24 protein-coding genes are annotated in these 23210 nt (G+C 61.3%); 18 read left to right on the top strand and 6 right to left on the bottom strand.

Features of this window, described 5'->3' with window-relative positions:
* Position 1: 1 nt before the first annotated feature.
* The 5 genes from ACSBQS_RS06655 to ACSBQS_RS06635 are packed head-to-tail and all read left to right on the top strand — an operon-like array spanning position 2 to position 4751.
* Positions 2-1042, top strand: coding sequence for a FecCD family ABC transporter permease (locus ACSBQS_RS06655; RefSeq protein WP_033652483.1), 1041 nt, complete (start codon positions 2-4; stop codon positions 1040-1042).
* On the top strand, positions 1039-1824 hold the full coding sequence (locus tag ACSBQS_RS06650; protein ID WP_434990024.1) for an ABC transporter ATP-binding protein: 786 nt from the start codon (positions 1039-1041) through the stop codon (positions 1822-1824). The genes ACSBQS_RS06655 and ACSBQS_RS06650 overlap by 4 nt, the downstream gene beginning before the upstream one ends.
* Positions 1812-2609 carry a nicotianamine synthase family protein gene (locus ACSBQS_RS06645; RefSeq protein ID WP_033642848.1) on the top strand — a complete coding sequence of 266 codons (798 nt, stop codon included), beginning with the start codon at positions 1812-1814 and terminating at the stop codon, positions 2607-2609. The genes ACSBQS_RS06650 and ACSBQS_RS06645 overlap by 13 nt, the downstream gene beginning before the upstream one ends.
* Positions 2602-3909, top strand: a complete 1308-nt coding sequence (locus ACSBQS_RS06640; RefSeq protein ID WP_197749772.1) for an opine metallophore biosynthesis dehydrogenase — start codon at positions 2602-2604, stop codon at positions 3907-3909. Before ACSBQS_RS06645 ends, ACSBQS_RS06640 begins: the two co-directional genes overlap by 8 nt.
* Positions 3906-4751, top strand: coding sequence for a DMT family transporter (locus tag ACSBQS_RS06635; RefSeq protein ID WP_033652485.1), 846 nt, complete (start codon positions 3906-3908; stop codon positions 4749-4751). The genes ACSBQS_RS06640 and ACSBQS_RS06635 overlap by 4 nt, the downstream gene beginning before the upstream one ends.
* Before the next feature lie 67 nt (positions 4752-4818).
* Here the strand turns inward: ACSBQS_RS06635 and prc are convergent, their stop codons facing one another.
* The 3 genes from prc to ACSBQS_RS06620 form a co-directional block, all read right to left on the bottom strand.
* On the bottom strand, positions 4819-6867 hold the full coding sequence (prc, locus tag ACSBQS_RS06630) for a carboxy terminal-processing peptidase (protein WP_033642845.1): 2049 nt from the start codon (positions 6865-6867) through the stop codon (positions 4819-4821).
* A gap of 19 nt (positions 6868-6886) precedes the next feature.
* Entirely contained in the window at positions 6887-7597 is a 711-nt protein-coding gene (gene proQ / locus ACSBQS_RS06625; protein WP_004931497.1) for an RNA chaperone ProQ, read from the bottom strand.
* Positions 7598-7693: 96 nt separating this feature from the next.
* Positions 7694-8191: a GAF domain-containing protein gene (locus ACSBQS_RS06620; protein WP_033642843.1), complete on the bottom strand. Its 498-nt coding sequence runs from the start codon at positions 8189-8191 to the stop codon at positions 7694-7696.
* 255 nt (positions 8192-8446) lie between these two features.
* On the opposite strand from ACSBQS_RS06620, the gene yebS reads away from it, so the two are divergent.
* The 11 genes from yebS to ACSBQS_RS06565 all read left to right on the top strand — a co-directional run bounded on the left by yebS (position 8447) and on the right by ACSBQS_RS06565 (position 21097).
* Positions 8447-9694 carry a membrane integrity lipid transport subunit YebS gene (gene yebS, locus ACSBQS_RS06615; protein ID WP_033644263.1) on the top strand — a complete coding sequence of 416 codons (1248 nt, stop codon included), beginning with the start codon at positions 8447-8449 and terminating at the stop codon, positions 9692-9694.
* On the top strand, positions 9663-12293 hold the full coding sequence (locus ACSBQS_RS06610) for a PqiB family protein (protein WP_089195483.1): 2631 nt from the start codon (positions 9663-9665) through the stop codon (positions 12291-12293). Before yebS ends, ACSBQS_RS06610 begins: the two co-directional genes overlap by 32 nt.
* A gap of 101 nt (positions 12294-12394) precedes the next feature.
* Complete coding sequence (gene rsmF / locus ACSBQS_RS06605) at positions 12395-13831, top strand: 16S rRNA (cytosine(1407)-C(5))-methyltransferase RsmF (protein WP_434990021.1); 1437 nt, start codon at positions 12395-12397, stop codon at positions 13829-13831.
* A gap of 265 nt (positions 13832-14096) precedes the next feature.
* Complete coding sequence (locus tag ACSBQS_RS06600) at positions 14097-14633, top strand: Csu type fimbrial protein (RefSeq protein WP_033652487.1); 537 nt, start codon at positions 14097-14099, stop codon at positions 14631-14633.
* 277 nt (positions 14634-14910) lie between these two features.
* Positions 14911-15447: a Csu type fimbrial protein gene (locus ACSBQS_RS06595; RefSeq protein ID WP_047026226.1), complete on the top strand. Its 537-nt coding sequence runs from the start codon at positions 14911-14913 to the stop codon at positions 15445-15447.
* Positions 15448-15449: 2 nt separating this feature from the next.
* Entirely contained in the window at positions 15450-15953 is a 504-nt protein-coding gene (locus ACSBQS_RS06590) for a Csu type fimbrial protein (RefSeq protein ID WP_033642839.1), read from the top strand.
* Complete coding sequence (locus ACSBQS_RS06585; protein ID WP_042784322.1) at positions 15947-16489, top strand: Csu type fimbrial protein; 543 nt, start codon at positions 15947-15949, stop codon at positions 16487-16489. The genes ACSBQS_RS06590 and ACSBQS_RS06585 overlap by 7 nt, the downstream gene beginning before the upstream one ends.
* Before the next feature lie 20 nt (positions 16490-16509).
* Positions 16510-17277: a fimbrial biogenesis chaperone gene (locus ACSBQS_RS06580; RefSeq protein ID WP_033642837.1), complete on the top strand. Its 768-nt coding sequence runs from the start codon at positions 16510-16512 to the stop codon at positions 17275-17277.
* A gap of 22 nt (positions 17278-17299) precedes the next feature.
* Positions 17300-19771, top strand: coding sequence for a fimbria/pilus outer membrane usher protein (locus tag ACSBQS_RS06575; protein ID WP_370528299.1), 2472 nt, complete (start codon positions 17300-17302; stop codon positions 19769-19771).
* A 16-nt stretch (positions 19772-19787) separates the two neighbouring features.
* Complete coding sequence (locus ACSBQS_RS06570; RefSeq protein ID WP_353440353.1) at positions 19788-20723, top strand: Csu type fimbrial protein; 936 nt, start codon at positions 19788-19790, stop codon at positions 20721-20723.
* 134 nt (positions 20724-20857) lie between these two features.
* Positions 20858-21097: a YebV family protein gene (locus tag ACSBQS_RS06565; RefSeq protein ID WP_033652110.1), complete on the top strand. Its 240-nt coding sequence runs from the start codon at positions 20858-20860 to the stop codon at positions 21095-21097.
* 55 nt (positions 21098-21152) lie between these two features.
* Here the strand turns inward: ACSBQS_RS06565 and ACSBQS_RS06560 are convergent, their stop codons facing one another.
* The gene (locus tag ACSBQS_RS06560; RefSeq protein WP_042784320.1) at positions 21153-21752 is read right to left on the bottom strand and encodes a C39 family peptidase; all 600 of its coding nucleotides are present in this window, start codon (positions 21750-21752) and stop codon (positions 21153-21155) included.
* 4 nt (positions 21753-21756) lie between these two features.
* Positions 21757-22149: an ASCH domain-containing protein gene (locus ACSBQS_RS06555; RefSeq protein ID WP_033638276.1), complete on the bottom strand. Its 393-nt coding sequence runs from the start codon at positions 22147-22149 to the stop codon at positions 21757-21759.
* A 336-nt stretch (positions 22150-22485) separates the two neighbouring features.
* On the opposite strand from ACSBQS_RS06555, the gene yniD reads away from it, so the two are divergent.
* Entirely contained in the window at positions 22486-22578 is a 93-nt protein-coding gene (gene yniD, locus ACSBQS_RS06550) for a small membrane protein YniD (protein ID WP_016928013.1), read from the top strand.
* Between the two features lie 38 nt (positions 22579-22616).
* On the opposite strand, the gene ACSBQS_RS06545 is transcribed toward yniD, so the two are convergent.
* Positions 22617-22769 carry a hypothetical protein gene (locus ACSBQS_RS06545; RefSeq protein WP_162837208.1) on the bottom strand — a complete coding sequence of 51 codons (153 nt, stop codon included), beginning with the start codon at positions 22767-22769 and terminating at the stop codon, positions 22617-22619.
* 159 nt (positions 22770-22928) lie between these two features.
* On the opposite strand from ACSBQS_RS06545, the gene ACSBQS_RS06540 reads away from it, so the two are divergent.
* Positions 22929-23138: a hypothetical protein gene (locus tag ACSBQS_RS06540; RefSeq protein WP_033642834.1), complete on the top strand. Its 210-nt coding sequence runs from the start codon at positions 22929-22931 to the stop codon at positions 23136-23138.
* The last annotated feature ends 72 nt before the right edge of the window (positions 23139-23210 follow it).

The raw sequence follows: 23210 nt of genomic DNA, 5'->3' as shown, positions 1-23210 counted from the left end.
CGTGGCCCACACAGGACGTGCGTTTTTGCGACGGCGCAGGCTGCGCCGCGGGCTATTGACGCTGGCGCTGCTCGGCGCGCTGCTGGCGGCGACCGCCATCGATCTCACCGTCGGCGCCGCGCAACTTGGCCTCACGGATATCGTGCGGATGCTTTGGCCCGGCTCTGCGCCTGGCAACGCACTGCATCAGGCGGTTTTCTGGTCGATTCGCTTGCCGATGACGCTCACCGCCTTGGTGGTCGGCGCCAGCCTGGCGCTGGCGGGCCTGCTGATGCAGACCGTGCTGGCCAATCCCCTCGCCAGCCCCTATACGCTGGGGATCTCTGCCGCGGCGGGGTTCGGCGCGGCGCTGGCGATCCTCACCGGCTTCAGCCTGGGCGGCGCGTTGGCGCTGGGCACGCCGCTGCTGGCTTCGCTGATGGCGCTGTTGGCTTGCGTGCCTGTCTATCTGCTGGGACAACGCCGCGGCATGACGCCGCAAATATTAGTGTTGAGCGGCATCGTGGTGCTGTTTTTCTTTCAGTCGCTGCAATCGCTGCTGCTGTTTCTGGCCTCGCCGGAAGCCATGCAGCAAATTGTCTTTTGGCTGTTCGGCAGCCTGCTCAAAGCCAATATGCACGGCGTGGCGATCACCGGCGTCGTGTTGCTGTGCGCGCTGTTCGTCAGTCTGCGGCTCGCCTGGCGGCTGACGGCGCTGTCCGCCGGCGAAGAGCAGGCCCAGGGGCTGGGCATCAATGTCAGCGCCTTGCGCAAGCTGGCCTTTCTGCTGGCGACCTTGCTGACGGCCGCCTCGGTCTCGTTTGTCGGCACCATCGGGTTCGTCGGGCTGATCGCCCCGCATTTCGCCCGCTTTCTGGTGGGTGAGGATCAGCGCTACCTGATCTGCATTTCCGCCCTCTGCGGCAGCCTGCTGCTGCTGTGCGCCTCGATCGTCGCCAAGCTGGTGATGCCGAACGGCGTGGTGCCCATCGGCATCGTTATCGCCCTGATCGGCGTGCCGGTGCTGTTTTACTTCGTCACTCGACAGGTTAAACGCCCATGACTCAACTGACCCTCACCCGCGTCGGCGTCTCGCTGCATCGCCGCTCGCTATTGGCAGACGTTTCATTGAGCTGGCCGGAGGCGCAGCTCGGCGGCATCATCGGCCCCAACGGCGCCGGCAAATCGACGCTGCTGAAAGCGATTAACCGCATGGTGCCGTGCAACGGCGAGATCGCTTACCGCGAGCGCCCTCTCGATCCGAAAACCAGCCGTATCGCCTATGTGCCGCAGCTTAATCGCTGCGATTCGGCATTGACCGCTTTTGACATGGTGCTGCTGGGCAAGGTACGCCAGTTGAGCTGGCGCATCAGCGCCGCCCAGGCCGATGCGGTCGAGCAGGCGCTTACGGAATGCGGCATTTCCGCGCTCGCCGATCGCCCCTTCAACCGTCTCAGCGGCGGCCAGCGACAGTTGGTGATGCTGGCTCAGGCCTTCGTCTCTCAGCCGCAGATCATTTTGCTCGACGAACCCACCAGCGCGCTGGATATCCACCACCAGCTGCGCGTGCTCAATCAGATCGCCGACTACGGCCGGCGCCACCGCTGCATCACGCTGCTGGTGATCCACGATCTGGGATTGGCGCTGCGCTATTGCCACTCACTCACGCTGCTCGCGCACGGACGCGTCGTTTGCCACGGCGATACCCATCAGATGATGGGACATCCGATGGTGTCTCGCGTATTTGGCGTCGGCATCGAAAACGGCGTCAGCCCGCAGGGCTACCCCTATCTGCTGCCGACACAGCTGTTACACGCACACGGAGAATCCCCATGTACACTCTGACCAAGGCGGACATGCTGGCGCAACTCGCCGGCTTGCAACAGGAAATTCACCAGCTTCACCGTTCCGCCCGGCAAGATCGGCGCCATTTTTCCCTGCTGGAACGTCGTTTCAGCCGCCTGCAGGCCTTTAACGACGAACCGCAGCTGCAGGCCTATCGTCAAAAGCTGGAAAACGACCGTTTGATAACGGCGCAGATCACCCAACTGCGGGCGACGGCCAACGCCGCGTTGTGCGACTACGAGAAGCATCGCGTCTCGGCGCTGTGCCGGGAACCGGCGCAAACCAACGCCTACCTGAACAGTTTCGACCGCGCGCTGCAGTTGGAGATCGCGGCCGCCGACATTAAACCCGGCGAACGGGTGCTGCTGGTGGGCAGCGGCGCATTGCCCACCACGGCGCTGGCGCTGGTCGCCAGGCTCTCCGCCACCGTCATTTGCTACGATTGCGATCCGGCGGCCCAGCGTTTTGCCCGCCGGCTTACGCGCCACCTGGGGCTGGTGCAGCAGATGCCCTGCATCGACAAGCTGAACGGCCTGACGCGCAACGATATCGATCACATCATCATCGCCTCCCTGGTGGCGGACAAGCAGGGTTTGCTGAAGGCGCTACGGCCTTTGCTGCCCCAGTGCGGCAAATTGCTGGTGCGCTATGGCAATGGCCTCAAGTCGATCTTCAACTGCCCTTACCACCACCAGGCCGCCGGCTCGCCCTGGCGCGTCAGCGGTAAACCGCTCACCACCCCGCTGTACGATCTCTTGATTTTGGAGCCTCACCGCCATGAATAATGCCTTTCCCACCCTGATCCTCGGCGCCGGCCCGGCGGCGATCCAACTGGCGGCGGACATCAAGGCCGCGGGCAATGCGCGCATCGGCCTGTACAACCGTCCCAGCGAAAAAGGGCGCCGCCTGAAGCAACATCTGGCGCACACGCCCAGCCTGTGGCTGACGGGCGCCGGTAAGGCGCAGCGCACCCAAGACGATGCGCAGGTGACGATTGACCGCTATTGCGATGATCTGGCGCTCGTCGGCGGCGACTGGCGCAGACTGATCCTTGCCGTCCCCGCCGATCAATACCATGACGTGCTGCGACAGGTACCATGGGCGGCGTTGCCCCAACTGCGCTCACTGATCCTGCTCTCTCCCTCCATCGGCTCCGGCTTGATGGCGCAAAGCCTGCTGCAGGAGGCCGGGCAATCCCACGTCGAGGTCATCAGCCTGTCGAGCTACTACGCCGATACCAAATACCAGAACGCCGAACAGCCTTACCGCGCCTACACCAAGGCGTTCAAGCAGCGGATTTATCTGGCCGGCGCAGGCGCAAGGTCAGACTGTGCCGAACTCGACTGGCTTTGCTCGCTGCTGGCGCGTCACGGCATTGACGCCCAACGCTGCAACAGCCTGCTCGCCGCCGAGCGCTTCAGCATCACCAATTATGTTCATCCTCCGCTGGCGCTGGCCGAAACCACGCTGCAGGCGATATTCCAGCCGCAGGCGCCGATCCAGTACCTGTATAAAACCCACCCCGAGGGCCCCATCTGTCCCGAGGCGATCGCCGACATGCTGGCGCTCTCGCAGGATTACCAGCAGTTGCTCAACCGGCTCGGCATCGAGGCCATTAACCTGCTGCGCTTTTTGAATGACGACAACTACCCGGTTCCGCCCCGTATGGTGAGCCGCCGCTGGATTGACCAATTCCCGCAGCTCGCGCCGACGGAGCAATGCTATGCGCTGTTTACGCGTTATACCGCGCTGCTGGTCGACCCCTATTCCGAGCCGGACGCGCAGGGCCGCTACTATGATTTTTCCGCCGTCAGGGTCGCCCGCGTCTTCCAGGATGCCCAGGGGCGCTGGCGCCTGCCGCGCGTGCCGCAAGAGGACGTGCGCAAACTGCGCGTCCTGGTCTTGCTGGCGCAGCGGCTTGACGTCGAGATGCCCGCCGCCCAGCGTCTGTTGGCCCGCTTTCAGCAGGCGCTGCAGCACTTCGTCACCCGGATCGGCACCGAGCATTGCCATCGTTCGTTGCTGGACGATACCTGCGACGAGCAGGCGGACATCATTTACCGACAATGGCGGAGGCAAGCATGAATCAGGGTGCGCTACTGGCCATTTTTGCCTCATTGATTTTCAGCGTCATGAACGCGCTGGTTAAAACCATCTCCGATGCTATTCCCACCGGTGAAATCGTGTTCTTTCGCAGCAGCATCGGCTGTGTGCTGGTTCTGCTGCTGATGTACCGCCACCGCATCGCCTTCAGCCGCGTAGACCGGCCGCTGCTGGTGTTGCGCGGCACCATGGGCGGGCTGTATCTCATTTGTTATTTTTACAGCATCGCCCATCTGACGCTGGCCGACGCCAGCATGCTGGCCTATCTGTCGCCGTTTTTCTCCATTTTGCTCTCCTTGCTGGTGCTGCGTGAACGGGTCAGCGCCTGCACCGCGTTTTGGCTGACGATGGTCATCATCGGCGCCGTGCTGCTGGTGCGGCCGTGGCACTTCTCGGCCTATACCCTGGCGTCGCTGGTCGGCGTGATGAGCGCGGTGTTCGCCTCGATCGCCTATCTGTCGGTCAACAAACTCAGCAAGCGCCACCACAACTACGAGATCGTGTTCTACTTCCTGTTCATCGCAACGCTGATCTCGCTGCCGCTGATGTGGAACGCGTTCGTTTGGCCCAACGCCTATCAGTTCGCCATTCTGCTCGCCATCGCCCTGGTGTCGCTGTTGGGGCAGGTCGTCTTAACCCAGGCCTTCTCTTCCGATAACCTGATCGTGGTCTCGGTGGTGCGCTATATCGGCATCGTGTTCAACATCGCCTGGGGTTGGCTGTTCTGGCATGAGATCCCGCTGCTGCTGTCGCTGTTCGGCTGTCTGCTGGTGGTGGTTTCCTGCATTCAACTCGGGCTGCGTCACCGCAAAAAACCGGCTTAAGCCGGGCTTGCCGCAACCAAAAAAAAACGCACCCGAGGGTGCGTTTTTCACAGGCAAAGCCGTGGCCTTATTTGGCCGGCGTCGGCTGCTGAGCGGGCTGATCCTTTTCCAGATGAGCCAGGTCCAGCGCGATATGCACGGTTTCATCCAGATACGGATCCGGCTCCTGGTAATCCTTCGGCAGATCGTCGAGCGATTTCAGCGGCTTCTTGCCCGCACGTTCCAGACGCTCGTTGATGCGTTTCAGACGGGTCGCGTCGTCATCGTGGTTCTCTTTCTCGCGCACCGCCAGATTGAGGGACACGATGTTGCGTTTATCCTTCAGCGCCTTGTAATGCGCGATATCCTGCGCGATGTACTGGAACTCCGGATTTTGCGCGATGCGCTGCTGGTGATCTTTCAGCAGCTCCGGCTCGAACGGCGCCATATCGCCGGTCTTGCTGTAGGTCGCCGCATTGATGCTGTCCCACGGCATGGCGTTGTCTTCAAACGCTTCGCCGGTTTCCGCCGGATCGACGCCGGTCGGCATCAGAATGTCCGGCGTCACGCCCTTGCGCTGGGTGCTGCCGCCATTGACGCGGTAGAACTTCTGAATGGTGTACTGCACGGAACCGAGCGCCGGCCACTCAGGGCGCAGCATCTGATCGTAGATACGGTTCAGCGAACGGTACTGCTGCACGGTGCCTTTACCGAAGGTCGGCTCGCCGACAATCAGCGCGCGGCCGTAATCCTGCATCGCCGCCGCGAAAATTTCGGAGGCGGAGGCGCTGAAGCGATCGACCAGCACCACCAGCGGGCCTTTATAGTAGGTCACGCCGTCGGTGTCGGCGTCTTCGCGCACTTTGCCGTTGTTGTCGCGCACCTGCACCACCGGGCCGCTCGGAATGAACAGGCCGGACAGCGACACCGCTTCGGTCAGCGCGCCGCCGCCGTTGGTGCGCAGATCGATGATCACGCTCTTGACGTTCTGCTTGGCCATCTTCTGCAGCTGCACTTTCACGTCATCGGTCAGACCGACATAGAAGCCGGGGATGTCGAACACCGCCACCTTCTCTTTGCCGACGGTCTTGATGGTCATTTTCACCGCGCGGTCTTCCAGACGGATGCGCTCGCGGGTCAAGGTGACCACGCGGGTTTTGGTGCCCTTGCCGGCCGGCAGGATCTCAAGGCGCACCTTGCTGCCCTTCGGCCCTTTGATCAACGACACCACGTCGTCCAGGCGCCAGCCGATCACGTCCACCATCGGTTTGCCGGCCTGGCCGACGCCGACGATGCGATCGCCCACGGTGATCGCTTTGCTCTTCGCCGCCGGACCGCCCGGCACCATCGAGTTGATCAGGGTGTAGTCGTCATCCATCTGCAGCACCGCGCCGATGCCTTCCAGCGACAGGCTCATCTCGGTGTTGAACTGCTCGGTGTTGCGCGGAGACAGATAGTTGGTGTGCGGGTCGATTTCATGTGCAAAGGCATTCATCGCCAGCTGGAAGACGTCTTCGCTGTTGCTTTGCGTCAGGCGCTTGATGGCGAACTGATAGCGCTTGGTCAGCGTGTCGCGGATTTCTTTGTCGGTCTTGCCGGTCAGCTTGAGGTTCAGCTCGTCATACGTGACTTTCGCATCCCACAGGCTATCCAGCTCGGCCTTGTCTTTCGGCCACGGCGCTTTGCTGCGGTCGAGATCGATAGTGCCGTTGCCGGTGAAGTTCATCGGCTTGTCCAGCAACGACAACGCATAGGTGTAACGCTCAAAGCGGCGTTTCTGCGCCAGATTGAACAGCGCGTAGAAGGTGTCCAGCTTGCCGGTTTTCAGCTCTTCGCCAACCTGATTGCGTTTGCCGGCGAACTGCGCCACGTCGGAGGCCAGCAACACGTTATGGTTGTAGTCCAGCATGTTCAGGTAGCGATCGAAGATCTTGCCTGAAAATTCCGCATCGAGGGCGAACTGGCGGTAATGAGAGCGAGTGAAGCGCGAGGTGACGCGCTCACTCACCGTAGCGTGCTGGGGTTCCTGTTGCAGTTGGGGCAGTTGGCCGATGCGGATGTTGGCTGTTTCCGCGCCGTAACTGACACCCGCCCACAGCAGCCCTGCAATCGCTGTTAATCTGACGAATTTGTTCATGCCTGGGTTGGCCTCCGTATCAGAACTGCAAGTGTTCTGCGCGCACAATCATCGCCAGACCGGAAGAGAGCTGCACACGTACGCCATCTTTAGCGATTTCGAGTACGGTAGCATCCATCGCGCTCTTGCCTGCCCTGACTTTGATTTCCTGGCCAATTTGCAGTTTAGAGATATCCGTGACTGGCGCATAACGCGGCTGGCTTTCCTCTTTGGCTGCACGAGGTTGGCGAGCGGGCTGTGGGCGAGTTTGTGGGCGCGGCTTGCGGTTTTCCGGCGCGGCTCCGCCTTCGCGACGCGCAGCGGGCTTTTTACCGGCTGGGCGCGGACGGCGCGGAGCGGCATCGGCGGATTCGCCGGCGGCTTCACGTTTTTTGGCGTTTTGTTCGGCACGCTGTGCCTGAACGCGCGCTTTGGCTTCTTCAAGCTGCTGGCGAGCATGATCGACATGCTGCTGCTCCAGTTCACCGCACGGATTGCCGTCCAGGTCGACGCGCTGCGCGCCAACCTTGACGCCGTACAGGTAACGCCAGCTTGAGGTGTATAGGCGCAGGGCAGAACGCAATTGCGTTTTGCTGAGATTCTCTTCCCCCTGCACGCGCTCTACCAAATCCTGAAAAATACCGATTTTCAGCGGACGAGCTTCGCCTTCGGCGCTAAAGCAGAGCGGAAAACGCTCGGCAAGAAAAGCAATGACTTCTTTACTAGAGTTCAACTTAGGTTGATTTTCCATGAAATTTCCTGATTACAACGGTATTGCCAACAAGCCACAGGCATGAACAGGCGTCATTATAATGACGCCATCGGTAATTGCCACGTTAACCGTCGATCAACTTGCCGCCACAGTCACATATTTCGCACTGTCACACTGTTCCAGTTGCTCACAAAGCCCCGCCACCACTGCTTTCAGGCCCACTTCGTCCTGTTCGTCGAAGCGTTGATAAACCGTGCTATCGATATCCAAAACGCCGATCGCTCGGCCGCCAACCGCCAGCGGCAGCACGATTTCCGCGTTGCTGGCCGCATCGCAGGCGATATGGCCCGGAAACGCATGCACGTCGCCGACGCGCTGCACGCGATTTTCCGCCACCGCCGTGCCGCACACGCCCTTGCCCACCGGAATGCGCACGCAGGCGATCTTGCCCTGGAACGGCCCCAGCACCAGTTGGTCGCCATCCATCAGATAGAAACCGACCCAGTTCACGTCATCCAGACGCTCGTTGAGCAACGCGCTGGCGTTGGACAACGCCGCGATAAAGTTGGTTTCCCCGCCGAGCAACGCGCTCAGGTCACGTTTTAATTCCGCGTAGAATTGTTCTTTTGTCATGTGATAACCATTGAAACAGTGAAGATGGCCAGAAGCCCAAAGCTTAGGCCCTATAAAATAAGCATTAAATGCGTATAGCCACAAGGTTAATCATCTGTTGCTTCACAAAACCCCGTCGCTCGGGGTATGTTTGCCGCTCAGAATCCCGGTTTACCTCGTTTTACCGTCCGGCGCCCGATCGCCGGTGACGCGGCCGGTTTATTTTTCAGCTACGCTGACAGTTCCGGCGGGCTCAAGGGCAGCTACTTGTCAAAAATGAAAATACACGCGATCACCGCCCCCCTTTCCAAAGCGCGCCACCAACGCTGCTGCGAGTGCGACCTGCTGTTCGTGCTGCCGCCGCTCAGCGGCAATCAGGCCGCCTATTGCCCGCGCTGCAACGCCAAGGTGGTGAGCGGCCGCGACTGGTCGATGACGCGCCTGACCGCCATGGCGATCGCCATGCTGCTGCTGATGCCGTTCGCCTTCACCGAGCCGCTGATCAGCATCCGCCTGCTCGGCACGCGCATCGACGCCAGTTTGCTGGAGGGCATCTGGCAGATGAGCCGCCAGGGCGATCCGCTCACCGCCAGCATGGTGGCGTTTTGCACCATCGGCGCCCCGCTGACGCTGGTGCTGTCGCTGCTGTACCTGCGTTTCGGCCATGCGCTCGGCATGAACCTGCGCCCGGTGCTGCTGATGCTGGAGCGGCTCAAAGAGTGGGTGATGCTGGACATTTATCTGATCGGCATGGCGGTGGCGGCGATCAAAGTGCAGGATTACGCCGACATCCAGCCCGGCAGCGCGCTGATCGCTTACCTTTCGCTCACGGTGCTAAGCATCCTGACGCTGATCCACGTCAATCTGGAGCAGCTGTGGGAGCGCTACTATCCGCAGGAACAGCCGGAAGGCCCGCCGACGGCGCTGCACATTTGTCTGTCCTGCCACTATACCGGCTATCCCGACGCGCGCGGCCGCTGCCCGCGTTGCCATGTGCCGATGTGCCATCGCCAGCCCTACAGCCTGCAGAAAACCTGGGCGGCGCTGATCGCGGCGATGATCCTGCTGATACCGGCCAACCTGCTGCCGATTTCCATCATTTACGCCAACGGCACGCGGCTGGAAGACACCATTTTCTCCGGCGTGGTCTCATTGGCCACCTCCGGCAACGTGCCGATCGCCGCCATCGTGTTCATCGCCAGCGTGCTGGTGCCCTTCACCAAGGTGATCGTGCTGATCGTGCTGTTGCTGAGCATCCACTTCAAAACCTCGCACAGCCTGAAGACGCGCATTCGTCTGCTGCGCCTGGTCACCTGGATCGGCCGTTGGTCGATGCTCGATCTGTTCGTTATCGCCTTGATGATGTCGCTGGTAAATCGCGATCAACTGTTATCTTTTACTATGGGACCGGCCGCGTTTTACTTTGGCTCGGCGGTCATTTTGACTATTCTTGCCGTTGAGTGGCTGGATAGCCGATTGATTTGGGATGCACATGCAACAGGAAACGCCGACTACACCGACTGAAGCGCGGGTCAAGAACAAACGCCGCATTTCACCGTTCTGGTTACTGCCGTTCATCGCCCTGCTGATCGCCGGGTGGCTGGTCTATAACAATTTCCAGGAGCGCGGCACCACCGTCACCATCGATTTCCAATCGGCGGCGGGCATCGTCGCCGGCCGCACGCCGGTGCGCTACCAAGGCGTTGAGGTCGGCACGGTGCAAAAAATCAGCCTGAGCAAAGATCTGCGCAGCATCGTGGTGGAAGCCAGCATCAAAAGCGATCTGGAAGACTCGCTGCGCGAAGGCACCCAGTTCTGGCTGGTGACGCCCAAGGCCTCGCTGGCCGGGGTTTCCGGGCTCGATGCGCTGGTCGGCGGCAACTATATCGGCATGATGCCCGGCAGCGGCAAGGAGCAAACCCACTTCACCGCGCTCGATACCCAGCCGAAGTACCGCCTGAACACCGGCGAGCTGATGATTCACCTGCACGCCGACGACCTGGGTTCGCTCAACAGCGGCTCGCTGGTCTATTACCGTAAAATCCCGGTCGGCAAGGTGTATGACTACACCATCAGCGAAGGCAACAAGGGCGTAACCATCGACGTGCTGATCGACCGCCGCTTCGCCAACCTGGTGAAGAGCAACAGCCGCTTCTGGAATGTCTCCGGCTTCAAGGGCGATTTCAGCCTGTCCGGCGCCACGGTGCAGATGGAGAGCCTGGCGGCGCTGGTCAACGGCGCCATCGCCTTCGATTCGCCGGCCGATGGCCAGCAGGCCAAGGGCGATCAGAACTATACCCTTTACCCGGACCTGGCCCACAGCCAGCGCGGCGTCAATATTCTGCTGGATCTGCCGAGCGGCAACAGTTTGAGTGCAAACCGCACGCCGCTGATGTACCAGGGGCTGCAGGTCGGCACCCTGACCAAGCTGACGTTGCAACAGGACAGCAAAGTCATCGGTGAACTGACCATCGATCCTTCGGTGGTCGATCTGATGCGCAGCGGCACCCGCATCGTGATGCGCAGCCCGCGCATCAGCCTCAACGACGCCAAGCTCAGCCAACTGCTGACCGGCACCACGCTGGAACTGGTACCGGGTGAAGGCGAACCGCAGCAGCGCTTCAACGTGCTGGACAGCAGCGAAACGCTGTTGCAACAGCCGGGCGTGTTGACCGTCACGCTGACGGCGCCGCAAAGCTACGGCATCGACGTCGGGCAACCGCTGGTGGTGCACGGCGTGAAAGTCGGCCAAATCCTGAGCCGCACCTTGACCGCTGGCGGCGTGGTGTTCACCGCCGCCGTTGATGCGCAATATCGCGGCCTGCTGCACAAAGACAGCAAATTCGTGGTCAACAGCCGCCTCGACGTCAAGCTGGGAATAGACGGCATGGAAGTGCTCGGCGCCAGCGCGCAGGAGTGGGTAGACGGCGGCGTGCGCATTATCCCCGGCAGCAAAGGGGAGCCTGGCGGCCAATACCCGCTGTACGCCAACAGCGAAAAAGCCGAGGAAGGCATCGTCGGCAACGCCCCTTCCACCACCCTGACCCTCAGCGCCACCAGCCTGCCGGACGTGCAGGCCGGCTCAGTGGTGCTGTATCGTAAATTCCAGGTGGGCGAGATCGTTAACGTTCGGCCGAAGGCCAACGAGTTTGAGGTGGACGTCTACATCAGCCCGGAATACCGTAAGTTGCTGACCCGTGAAAGCATCTTCTGGGCCGAAGGCGGCGCCAAGGTGCAGCTCAACGGCAGCGGCCTGACGGTGCAGGCTTCACCGCTCAACCGCGCGCTGAAAGGCGCCATCAGCTTCGACAACCTGCAGGGCGTGACGCTGAACAAAGGCGCCAACCGCGTACTGTACGCCAGCGAAACCGCCGCCCGCGCGGTGGGCAGCCAAATCACGCTGAAAACCTATGACGCCAGCAAGCTGTCGGCGGGCATGCCGCTGCGTTACCTCGGCATCGACGTCGGCCAGGTGGAGTCGCTGCAGCTGGCGCCGGAGCGCAACGAAGTGTTGGCCAAAGCGGTGCTGTATCCGGAATACGTGCAGACCTTCGCGCGCCTCGGCAGCCGCTTCTCGATCGTGTCGCCGGAGATCTCCGCCGCCGGCGTCAGCAACCTCGATACCCTGCTCCAGCCTTATATCAACGTGGAGCCGGGCCGCGGGCGCGAGCTGCGCACCTTCGAACTGCAGCAGGCCAGCATCACCGATTCGCGCTATCTCGATGGGCTGAGCGTCGTGCTCGACGCGGCCGAAACCGGCTCGCTGCAGATCGGCACGCCGGTGCTGTTCCGCGGCGTGGAGGTCGGCACCATCACCGGCTTCTACCTCGGCGCCATGTCCGATCGGGTGCACGTCGCGCTGCGCATCAGCAAGAAGTACCAGCATCTGGTGCGCAACAACAGCGTGTTCTGGCTGGCGTCGGGTTACAACCTGCAGTTCGGACTGACCGGCGGCGTGATCAAGAGTGGCACCTTCCAGCAATTCATCCGCGGCGGCATCGCCTTCGCCACGCCGCCAACCATTCCGCTGGCGCCGAAAGCGACGCCGAACAAGCACTTCCTGCTGAATCCGGAAGAGCCGAAGGACTGGAAAACCTGGGGCACCGCCATTCCGCGCGATTAACTTTCGCGTTTCCCTCAGGGCCCGGCAATGCCGGGCCCTGTTTTTTTCCGCTTTGTGATAAACTCTCGCCCTTGTCTTTATTGCACCCTGAGAGTTCGCCCGTGGCCAAATCCACCGCCGTTTTTCTGCCCCCCGCTTTCCTTGACGCCACCCGCGCCATCATGCCCGCCGAACTGGCGATGGACGATTTTATCGCCGCCTGCCAGCGCCCGCTGCGCCGCAGCCTGCGCGTCAACACGCTGAAAATCAGCGTCACCGACTTCCTGGCGCTGGTGCGGGACTACGACTGGCGATTGGATCCCATTCCCTGGTGCGCGGAAGGGTTCTGGATCGAGCGCGACGATGAAGAGCTGCGATTGGGCAGCGCCGCCGAACATTTGAGCGGCCTGTTCTACATTCAGGAGGCCAGCTCGATGCTGCCGGTCAGCGCGTTGTTCGCCGGCGGCGCAGCGCCCCATCGGGTGCTGGACGTGGCGGCCGCGCCGGGCTCCAAAACCACCCAGATAGCCGCGTTGATGGATAATCAGGGCGGCATCGTCGCCAACGAATACTCCGCCAGCCGGGTGAAAGTGCTGCACGCCAATATCAGCCGGTGCGGCGTGAAGAATACGGCGCTGACCCACTTCGATGGCCGGGTGTTCGGCGCCGCGCTGCCGGAGAGTTTTGACGCCATTCTGCTCGACGCCCCCTGCTCCGGCGAAGGCGTGGTGCGCAAAGATCCGGACGCCATGAGCAACTGGTCGCCGGAAAGCGTCGCCGAGATCGCCGCCACCCAGCGCGAGCTGATCGACAGCGCGTTTCATGCGCTGGCGCCGGGCGGCGTGATGGTTTATTCCACCTGCACCCTCAATGCGCAGGAAAATCAGCAGGTGGTGCGCTGGCTGCTGGACACCTATGGCGACGCGGTCAGCATCGAGCCGCTGGGTGAGCTGTTCCCCGGCGCCGACAAGGCGGTGACCGCCGAGGGCTTCCTGCACGTCTTCCCGCAGATTTACGACAGCGAAGGGTTTTTCGTCGCCCGCCTGCGTAAAAAACACGCCGTGGCGCCGTTGGCGAAGCCGACCTATAAAGTCGGTAAATTCCCGTTCAGCCCGCTGTCCGGCAAAGAGGCGGCGCTGATCGCCCAAGCCGCCGCCGCATCCGGCTTAACCTGGGGCGATGACAGCCGGCTGTGGGAGCGCGACAAGGAAATCTGGCTCTTCCCGGCCGCGCTGGAGCCGCTGTTCGGCAAAGTGCGCTTCTCGCGTATCGGCCTCAAGCTGGCGGAGCGCTTCCCGAAAGGGTTCCGTTGGCAGCACGAAGCGGCGATCGCCCTCGCGGGCGCCGACGGCAAACAGCATTACGAGCTGGACGCCGCGCTGGCCCAGGAGTGGTATCACGGCCGCGATCTCTACCCTGAGCAGCCGCCGGCGGGCGACGAGTGCATCGTCACCTATCAGGGGCAACCGCTGGGCATCGCCAAACGCATCGGCAGCCGCATCAAGAACAACCTGCCGCGCGAGCTGGTGCGCGACGGCGCGCTGGATTTTCACCTGTAATCGCCCTGGCGCCGGGGAGCCGCTTTCCCCGGCGATAAATAAAGATAACAATATTCCCATCGCCATTCGTTATTATTCTAATCATTTCACCATCACGTTATTTCACCCGCGCACGCTTGCCCTGTGCCAATTAAAAAGTTTTGACCTTTGATAAAGACAATTTCACGTTCTTATCCTATTAATTTAAATGTAAGTAAATAAATGCGTGCAACTCAGCTCTGGGTGGCGTTTTTGCGGACTTTCTCTGACATGGCAAGGAATCATGATGAAAAAAACTCTGCTGGTTTTGCTCTCGTTAACACCTCTGCTGTGCATCAGTGGCGCAGCCAACGCAGCGGGCACCATTCAGGGCACGGTGGGCGTGACAATGACCATCGGCGCCGGGTGCGTGGTCACCGGCGGCAACAGTTCCGGCACCACCAACGACTTTGGTTCCATCAGTTTTGGCACCTACTCGTCGCTGGCTAACGTCATCACCGCCAGCGCCACCGGCAGCGGCGGCACCGGCACCTTGGGGCTGAACTGCACTACCGGCACCAACTACACCGTGGCGCTGGACAACGGCCTCAACGCCTCCGGCAGCCAGCGGCGCATGGCCAGCGGCGTGCCCGCCTACATCAGCTATAACCTCTACCAGGACAGCGCCCACGCAGTGCCGTGGAACAGCACCACCGGCGTGCTGACCGGCACCGGCACCGGCTCGGCGGTCCCGTTGATCGTCTACGGTCTGGTGCCCGCCGCGGGCACCACCCCGGCCGCCGGCGTGTACAACGATACCGTCACCATGACCGTGACCTGGTGATTTTTACCGCCAACGGAGTGCCGCCACGGCGCTCCGTTACTCATTAATATAATAATATTCCCACCCACCCCATCATTATCTCAAACGTGATCACCCTCCTAATTTTTACGCCCCCCCCACCAACCTGCGATCTCGCTTAAAAATAAATAAAGTTTTTAATCTTTCGGCAAGACATTCTCCCGTTCTTATTCTATTAATTAATCTGTAAATAGATTAATGCATTTGACTCATTTTTCGGGCTTTTTGGCAGGCTTCTCTACTACGGCAAGGAACCATGATGAAAAAGACTCTGGCGGCATTAACCTCGGCAGCGGTTCTGCTGTGCACCTCTGGCGCCGCCTTTGCGGCGGGCACCCTTCAGGGCACGCTGGGCGTCACTTTAACCATCGGCGCCGGCTGCGTCGTTACCGGCGGCAACAGCTCCGGCACCACCAACAACTTCGGCTCCATCAGCTTCGGTACCTACTCGTCGCTGGCTAACGTCATCACCGCCAGCGCCACCGGCAGCGGCGGCACCGGCACCTTGGGGCTGAACTGCACCACCGGCACCAACTACACCGTGGCGTTGGACAACGGCCTCAACGCCTCCGGCAGCCAGCGGCGCATGGCCAGCAGCGTGCCCGCTTACATCAGCTATAACCTCTACCAGGACAGCGCCCACGCCGTGCCGTGGAACAGCACCACCGGCGTGCTGACCGGCACCGGCACCGGCTCGGCGGTCCCGTTGATCGTCTATGGTCTGGTGCCCGCCGCGGGCACCACCCCGGCGGCAGGCGCGTACAGCGATACCGTCACCATGACCGTCACCTGGTAAGCATGACGCGCCTGGCCGTCACCTGCATGCTGCTGTCGTTGGCAGGCGCTTGCCGCGCCGACGTCAGCACTGCGACGGTCGGCGTCAGCGCCACCTTGGTCAAATCCTGTGTCGCAGGCACCACCAGCGGCGGCAACACCACGTTCGGCACCTTTAACTTCGGCACGGTTTACTTCCTCAATACGGCGATAAAAGTGACCGGCCAGGCGAACGCCGGCGCACTGCAGATCAACTGCAACAACGGCACCAGTTACACGGTACTGCTCAGCGGCGGACAGAGCGGCAATACCGCTTCGCGCTATCTGCAAAGCGCGGCGGGCGCCCGCGTGAACTACAACCTGTATACCAGCGCCAGCTACGCCACCGTCTGGGATAACGTCACCGGCGTGACGCAGACCGCCACCGGTCAAAGCGTCTGGCTGCCGGTGTACGGCATGATCCCGGTGCAGGCGACGCCGGCGACGGGCACTTATACGGACACGGTACAGGTGACGATAAATTGGTGATTAACGGAACGCTGCGCACCCTGCTGCTGACGGCGCTGCTTGGCGCTCCGGCGGCACATGCCGATACCGTCAGCCAGGGCTTCACGGTCAATGCTTCGATCATCAAAGGCTGCGTGCTCGGCAGCGGCGTCACCAACGTTACCTCGTTCGGCAGTATGAGCTTCGGCCAGGTGGCGTCTTTAAGCAGCCCGATAAAAATTGTCTCGAGCGCCGGCGCCGGCTCGATCCTTATCCGCTGCAACCCCGGGCTCAGCGTCACCCTGGGATTGAACGTCGGCAATAACGTGACCGGCTCCATCGCCGGCGGGCGCAAGCTGTTGAACTCGGTCACCTCGGAAACGCTGATTTACCAGCTCTACCAGGATGCCAACTACGCCGTTTTGTGGGGAGACGGCGGCAACGGCGGCGCCGCCCAAACCGTCTCCTCCACCGGCAGTACGCAGGAAATAAAAATCTACGCCAGTTTAATGGCGAGCAGCACCTTGCCCACCAGCGGCACCTACAACGATACGGTCTTAGTGACGGTGAGTTATTGAGCTTTTAAAAGGATCACATTATGCGTAGTACTCTGCTTCGCCTGCCTCTGCTGGCAGGATTGTTGTTAGCCGGCCAGCCGCAGGCCTTCGCCGCCGCCTCCATTCTGATTTGGCCCATCGATCCGGTTATTGAAGACAACCAGCAGGCGACGGCCCTGTGGCTGGAAAACCGCGACAGCAAGCCGGTTTACATGCAAATTCGCGTGCTGGGCTGGCAACAAACCGGCGGTAAGGACGATTACCGCAACCAGAGCGAGGTGCTCGCCAGCCCGCCGGTCGCCACCATTCTCCCCGGCAAACGCCAACTGATTCGCCTGATCAAGCAGACGCCGGCCGCCGCCGGACAAGAGCGGGCTTACCGCATCCTGGTCGATGAAGTGCCGATCAAAGATAAAGATGGCGCAGCGCCCGACAAAGGCGCGCAGATGGGGCTGAAATTCCAGATGCGTTATTCGGTGCCGCTGTTCGTCAGCGGCAAAGGCGTCTGGACCAAGCAAGACTTCGAACACCCGCGCGACTACGCCACCGCCAACCAGCCGAAGCTCAGCTACCGGCTGCTGCAACAAAACAGCCAGCGCTGGCTCGACGTACGCAACGACGGCATCGTGCATGCTCGTCTGTCGCAGGTCAGCATTCAGGGCAAGCCGCTCAACAACGGGCTGCTGGGCTACGTGCTGCCGGGTTCGCAAATGCGTTTCGCCCTGCCGCCGTCGGGCAGTTTTGCCGCCGGCAAGCTGCAGGCGATGGTCAACGACAACAAGCAGCCCGTAACCCTTCCGTCTTACTGAGCCCGAGGCGCAGGTGATGCGGATGTCGCCATCGCCCTCACGCGGCATGCAGCTCAAGCCGCTGGCCCTGGCCGTACTCTGTATGGCGGTAGAACTGTGCCCGCCGCCTGCCGCCGCCGACGATTTGCCACCGCCGCCCCGCGCCGTCAGCATGCCGGATACCACGCTGTATCTGGAGCCGGTGGTGAACGGCCGCCCGACCGGCAAAGTCGTGCCGGTCGCCTACCGCGGCGGCCATTACTATTTAACGCCTCAGCAGCTGATCGATGCCGGCCTGCCGGTGACGGACAAACAGGTGAAAGAGATCGCCGTCGATCAACTGGATAAGGTCGACGTCACCTACAGCGGCGAAACGCAGCAGTTGCTGATCTCGGTGCCCAACGATTGGCTCCCCAGGCAAACCCTCGGTGACGCCAACCCGGAGCAGCGGCTGCCGGCGCAAAGCAGCCTGGGCTTCTTGCTGAATTACGACGCCTACGTCAGCCAAAGCGGCGGGCGCGGCAATCCGGGCTATTTTTCCGCCTGGAGCGAACAGCGCCTGTTCGACGGCTTCGGCGTTATCGCCAACACCGGCATTTTCCGCAGCAGCTTCAACGGCGAGACCGCCGCGCAGCAGAACAATCGCTATATCCGCTACGACAGCAGTTGGCGCTACAGCGACGACGACACCATGCTCAGCTACACCGCCGGCGATCTCACGACCGGCTCGCTGCCCTGGACCAGTTCGGTGCGCGTCGGCGGTCTGCAGGTAGCGCGTAATTTCGCCACGCGGCCGGATCTCATTACCTACCCGCTGCCGCAGTTCTCCGGCCAGGCCGCCGTGCCGAGCAGCGTCGATCTGTACATCAACAGCTATAAAAACACCTCCGCCAACGTGAATCCCGGCCCGTTCACCCTGAATACCGTGCCCTACATCAACGGCGCCGGTCAGGCGACGGTGGTGACGACCGATGCGCTCGGCCGCCAGATCAGCACGACGGTGCCGTTCTATGTCGCCAGTTCGCTGCTGCAGGCCGGGTTGAGCGATTTCAGCCTGTCGGCAGGCGCGCTGCGCCAAAACTACGGTTACCGATCCGCGGACTACGGCCAGTGGGTGGCCAGCGGCAGCGGGCGTTACGGCGTCACGGACTGGCTCACGATCGAAGGGCGGGCGGAAGGTGCGGCGGAGTTGGCGGTCACCGGCGCCGGCGCCGGCGTGCGCATCGGGCAGCTAGGGGTGCTCAACGCCTCCTACAGCTACAGCCAGGCGGGCCGCGACGCTTTCAACGCCCCTCCGGTCACGCCGCGGTATTACGATCCGGTCACCGGCCAACCGGTGCAGCAACCGGATGCCGGTCCGGTGTATCAGTACGCCGGCCGCCACGGCGATCAAACCAGCCTGAGTTACACCTACAGCAATCAGTATTTCAGCCTCAACGCTCAACGGGTGCTGCGCAGCGCGGACTTTGGCGATCTTTCCACCTACAAGAGCAGCTATCGGCTGAGCCGCCGCACCGATCAGCTGACCGGCAGCATCGGCCTGAGCCGCTTCGGCAGCCTGGGCGCCGGTTATTTCGACGTGCGCGACGCCATCGGCCAGCGCACTCGCCTGGTCAACCTGTCGTACAGCCTGACGCTGTGGCGCAACATCAGCCTGTACGCCTCGGCGAACCGCGAGATTGGCGGCGACGGTTACAGCTCTCAGCTGCAGATCAGCATTCCGTTCGATACCTGGGGCACCGCCAACGTCAGCACCGCCCGCGACGCCGGCAACCGCTGGAGCGAACGCGTGGCTTACAGCCGCGCCGCGCCGACCGACGGCGGCTTCGGTTGGAATCTGGCCTATGCCGGCGGCCAGGGCAGCAACAGCGATTATCGTCAGGCGGATGTGACCTGGCGCACCTCGCTGTTGGAAACCCGCGCTGGGCTGTATGGCAACCGTAACGACTACACCCGCTGGGGCGAAGTCAGCGGTTCGCTGGTGGCGATGAACGGCGGCGTTTATGCCACCAACACCATCAACGATGCCTTCGCGCTGGTATCGACCGACGGCTACGCCGGCATTCCGGTCAGCTACGAGAACCAGCGCATCGGCGTCACCAACGACAAAGGTTATCTGCTGGTGCCCACCGTCACCTCGTATTACCACGCCAAGTTCCAAATCGACCCGCTCAATTTACCGGCGGACGTTAACCTGCCGGCGGTCGAAAAAACCGTCGCCATCCGCGATCACAGCGGCTACCTGGTCGAATTCCCCGTCCAGCGCCTGTCCGCCGCCGACGTGGAGCTGGTCGATGCGCAAGGCAAACCGCTGGCCAACGGCAGCCAGGTTGCGGTGCTCGGCGGCAATCAACAAAGCTACGTCGGGTGGGATGGCATGACCTATATCGATCCGGTGCAGCAACACAACCGATTAAGCGTAATCCCGGCCGACGGCGGCCCGCCGTGCCAGGTCAGTTTCAGCCTGGCCAACCCGCAGGGGCTGCAACGCGTCGGCCCTCTCGTCTGCCAGTAACACACGGAGAAGAAGAATGATGTCTCGGCAAGTGAAAATCTTTTTGGCGGCGCTGCTGTTGATGTGTGGACAACGCGCGCTGGCGGACTGCACCACCACCAACGGCACGGTTACCCTGCCCAGCAGCAACTCCTTCGCCGTCTACAACGGCCAGATAAGCGCCCAGGGCACCGCGGGGTTGAACTGCACCGGGCTCGGGCTCAATTTGCTGTCGCAAAACACCGTCACGGTCAAGATCGCTTCCACCACCAACAACATGGCTCTGCTGAACGGCAATGGCTCAGGCGATAAAATTTCTTATTTGATCTACCCGGATTCGAACTACCAGTACCCGTATAGCGTCGGCCAGACCATCGATTACAGCTCGCTGAATCTGCTGTCGCTGATCCTGATCTCAGCCAACGTCAACTTTCCGGTGTATATCAAAACCGTCGTCGGCGCGAACGTCAGCGCCGGCACCTATACCGATACCATCAACCTGGTGTGGAATTATCACATCTGCGGCATCGGCATCCTGGGAGCATGCATCTGGTGGGACGGCACCAATCAACCCAGCACCGTGACCGTCACCGCGGTCATCACCAAGAGTTGCCTGATCAACACCGCCAACAACGTCAACTTCGGCAGCATGGCCTTAGTGGGGCAATTCAATCCGATCAACCAAAGCATCACGCTGACCTGTACCAAATCCCAGTCTTACAGCTCCTACTTCACCAACGGCAACAATCCGATCACCGGCTGGCGGCGAATGATCAGCGGCACCAGCAACTTCCTGCAGTATCAGATCTATTTGCCCAATACCAGCACCGTGTGGAGCAGCACCAACGCGCAAAGCGGCACCGGCACTGGCCTAGCGCAAAGCATCCCCTTTACCGCCGCCGTCAATCCGGCGCAAACCGAAGTGCCGGTCGGCACCTATCAGGATAACGTCAGCTATGTCGTGACTTACTAGCGCAGCCGCTAGCCGCCCGGCCGAATGTTGCCAGAGTGTATTTTTTATGTGGCATTTTTTGCTCATTTGGCTATGCTCATACCGATGACCTGACTGGTCTAACCTCCTACCACATCATTGAGCAAGGAGTTCCCATGAGCAAAACCGTCGTAAAAATTGGCAGCTTCGAGGTCGATGACGCGCATCTTCACGCCACCGCCGACCGTGCAGGCACCCTGAGCATCCCCTGCAAGTCCGATCCGGATCTGTGCATGCAGCTCGACGGCTGGGATGAACACACCAGCATTCCGGCCATCCTCAACGGTAAGCAGTCGCTGCTGTACAAGCAACACTACGATCGACAGACGGACGCCTGGGTGATGCGGGTGGCATGAAAATGCATCCAGTCGGCTGACGACGCGCTGCTTTCATCAGAAACAGCGCGTTTTTTTATGCGATGGCGATGCCGCGGCCGGCAAAGAAGTGGGCGAAGCGGTTGAGTGACAGCTGTACTCGCTCGCGCGTCGCCGGGCTGTCGCCCGAAGGATTATGGAAGGTCACGCTTTGCGCATCGGCGGCGGTGATCAACACCAGATGCCCGCCCCGCTGCGGCGGTATGCTCTCGGGCCGGCGAATGGCGGGATGCACCGAGGCGATAAAGTAGCGGCATTCATGAAGCAGCGCCGGCACATCGGCGGCCGCCAACCCCACCTTCACCTCCGCCTGCAGCGCGAACTGCTCGCGCACGTACTCGACGAACGGCGCGTAAATCAGTCCTTTTATCCGCTCGTTCTCACGCACATAGGCGCCATAAGGCAGGCTGCGGCGCGCCAGTTCCAGCAGCGGCGGCGCTGCGCCGTCGCGGTGGCCCAGCACCATTTTCAGGCAGGCCATGCCGCACACGTGGTTGGCCCATTCGACGTACTCCGCCCGATCGCGGGCACCGCTGCGCGCCCAATTCTCGTCTTGCGCCAACGTCGCGCGGCCGGCGATCAGATCGGCGGCCATCTCCGGGCTCGCCCACTGGCACTCGTAGGGAACGGCGCGCATCCGTTTAGAACTTGTCGACGACTTTGAAATTCATCAGCACCAGCGTCATGTCCGGCGAGAACAGATCGTACTCTTCGAAGAAGCGCTGCAGCTCTTTGCGCCAATGCGCCAGCGAACGATCGCCCTCGCCTTCGGCAAAGGCGTGCGCTTCATCGACCTGATCGTATGTTTTCATTTCCACCGCGGTCAGCTCAACCGCGCAGACCGGCTCTCCCTTGCCGTCCACCACCAGGAACCGATCGCCGGCCTGTGGGATGCCCTCGCCGTCCAGGTTGGAGCAGGTCGCCGTTTTGGTGCCGTTCAAAATCAATTGCACCACTTCATCGGCCTGCTGTTCGGTATCGCCGAACGCCCAGCGCTCAAGGTGCTCGTATTTCTGTGGAATTGCCGTCGCCATGATTATACCTTTTGGAAAAATGCCTCAATGCAGACAGGATAGTACAACGTATTGGCGGCCGTCTGCATCCGTCACAAGCGCGACTGCGCGTTATGCCAGCGCCGTCTTTACGAGTTTTTACCGTTCTTCGCTGTGCCTTCAGCGCTACGGGGCGCATACTGTGAACAGTATTCACTCAATGGCAACGCCAGGCGGCAACATGCGGCAAGACGATTTCGATGCTGACGATACCTTCAGCGATTTACTCAACAGCGTCGCGTTGGCGACGCTGTTGCTCATCGCCATCGCCGGCGGATGGTATTTCAGTTAAGAGAGGGCGACGTGGCGACAAAACGCATGGGCAACAAGCTCAGTAAAATGGTGGTGGTGCTGCTGCTGATCTGCCTGGCGTTGTTGCTGTTGCGTTGGGCGGCGATAGCGTTCGGTTAATCCCATAAAACGACGCCGGCCAACCGCCGGCGCCCTGCTCACCGCCGCGGCGCCGCGGTCGGCTCCAGTAACTCGCGCAAATAGGCCAGACGCGCTTCCCCCTGTGGCAACCAGCGACGGCACAGCCAATGTTGCGTTTCACCCGTGCGGCTGAGGCGGTAGTACTCCGCCAAGGTTTCGACCCAGTTCATGATGTGTTCTCCTGCTTTTCGACATTGCCAGTATTGAGCGCAAAAACCAGAAGAAATACTGATGGCTTGTTTTTTATGCTTCCTGTTTTTGACCGTCGGTAGCGAAGCCGCAGTTCAACTGCTACATTGGGCGAAAATCAACCCACCGAGGTGTAGGCCATGACGTTCTCGGAACAGGAGATTAAACCCGTATGGGATGAAGTCGCGCGCCTGATCGGCGACAGCGTGATGCAGCTGCGCCATCGCGGCGAGGCGCTGTCGGTGGAAACGCTGGAGAAACATCTGGCGCGGCAGCTGGCCGAGAGCAACGACATCGAACGGCGTATCCTGCTCGGCGCCGCCATCAACATGCTGAAAGGCGGAAAATGAATCGCCAACCGAAAAGGTTGGCGATCCGACAGAAGCCCGAGGTATGCAAGCCCGGCCTTCTGCGCGCTACTA

It is taken from the genome of Serratia sp. H402Y (assembly GCF_051172415.1).
Classification (GTDB): domain Bacteria; phylum Pseudomonadota; class Gammaproteobacteria; order Enterobacterales; family Enterobacteriaceae; genus Serratia; species Serratia ureilytica.
This window is presented reverse-complemented; position numbering and strand designations above follow the sequence as displayed.

What these genes read in the sequence shown, in the direction of transcription:
- ACSBQS_RS06650 (WP_434990024.1), top strand. Translation starts at nt 1,039, where the DNA reads ATGACTCAACTGACCCTCACCCGCGTCGGCGTCTCGCTGCATCGCCGC.
- ACSBQS_RS06645 (WP_033642848.1), top strand. Translation starts at nt 1,812, where the DNA reads ATGTACACTCTGACCAAGGCGGACATGCTGGCGCAACTCGCCGGCTTG.
- ACSBQS_RS06640 (WP_197749772.1), top strand. Translation starts at nt 2,602, where the DNA reads ATGAATAATGCCTTTCCCACCCTGATCCTCGGCGCCGGCCCGGCGGCG.
- ACSBQS_RS06635 (WP_033652485.1), top strand. Translation starts at nt 3,906, where the DNA reads ATGAATCAGGGTGCGCTACTGGCCATTTTTGCCTCATTGATTTTCAGC.
- prc (WP_033642845.1), bottom strand. Translation starts at nt 6,867, where the DNA reads ATGAACAAATTCGTCAGATTAACAGCGATTGCAGGGCTGCTGTGGGCG.
- proQ (WP_004931497.1), bottom strand. Translation starts at nt 7,597, where the DNA reads ATGGAAAATCAACCTAAGTTGAACTCTAGTAAAGAAGTCATTGCTTTT.
- ACSBQS_RS06620 (WP_033642843.1), bottom strand. Translation starts at nt 8,191, where the DNA reads ATGACAAAAGAACAATTCTACGCGGAATTAAAACGTGACCTGAGCGCG.
- yebS (WP_033644263.1), top strand. Translation starts at nt 8,447, where the DNA reads ATGAAAATACACGCGATCACCGCCCCCCTTTCCAAAGCGCGCCACCAA.
- ACSBQS_RS06610 (WP_089195483.1), top strand. Translation starts at nt 9,663, where the DNA reads ATGCAACAGGAAACGCCGACTACACCGACTGAAGCGCGGGTCAAGAAC.
- ACSBQS_RS06600 (WP_033652487.1), top strand. Translation starts at nt 14,097, where the DNA reads ATGAAAAAAACTCTGCTGGTTTTGCTCTCGTTAACACCTCTGCTGTGC.
- ACSBQS_RS06595 (WP_047026226.1), top strand. Translation starts at nt 14,911, where the DNA reads ATGAAAAAGACTCTGGCGGCATTAACCTCGGCAGCGGTTCTGCTGTGC.
- ACSBQS_RS06590 (WP_033642839.1), top strand. Translation starts at nt 15,450, where the DNA reads ATGACGCGCCTGGCCGTCACCTGCATGCTGCTGTCGTTGGCAGGCGCT.
- ACSBQS_RS06580 (WP_033642837.1), top strand. Translation starts at nt 16,510, where the DNA reads ATGCGTAGTACTCTGCTTCGCCTGCCTCTGCTGGCAGGATTGTTGTTA.
- ACSBQS_RS06575 (WP_370528299.1), top strand. Translation starts at nt 17,300, where the DNA reads ATGTCGCCATCGCCCTCACGCGGCATGCAGCTCAAGCCGCTGGCCCTG.
- ACSBQS_RS06570 (WP_353440353.1), top strand. Translation starts at nt 19,788, where the DNA reads ATGATGTCTCGGCAAGTGAAAATCTTTTTGGCGGCGCTGCTGTTGATG.
- ACSBQS_RS06565 (WP_033652110.1), top strand. Translation starts at nt 20,858, where the DNA reads ATGAGCAAAACCGTCGTAAAAATTGGCAGCTTCGAGGTCGATGACGCG.
- ACSBQS_RS06560 (WP_042784320.1), bottom strand. Translation starts at nt 21,752, where the DNA reads ATGCGCGCCGTTCCCTACGAGTGCCAGTGGGCGAGCCCGGAGATGGCC.
- ACSBQS_RS06555 (WP_033638276.1), bottom strand. Translation starts at nt 22,149, where the DNA reads ATGGCGACGGCAATTCCACAGAAATACGAGCACCTTGAGCGCTGGGCG.
- yniD (WP_016928013.1), top strand. Translation starts at nt 22,486, where the DNA reads ATGGGCAACAAGCTCAGTAAAATGGTGGTGGTGCTGCTGCTGATCTGC.
- ACSBQS_RS06545 (WP_162837208.1), bottom strand. Translation starts at nt 22,769, where the DNA reads ATGAACTGGGTCGAAACCTTGGCGGAGTACTACCGCCTCAGCCGCACG.
- ACSBQS_RS06540 (WP_033642834.1), top strand. Translation starts at nt 22,929, where the DNA reads ATGACGTTCTCGGAACAGGAGATTAAACCCGTATGGGATGAAGTCGCG.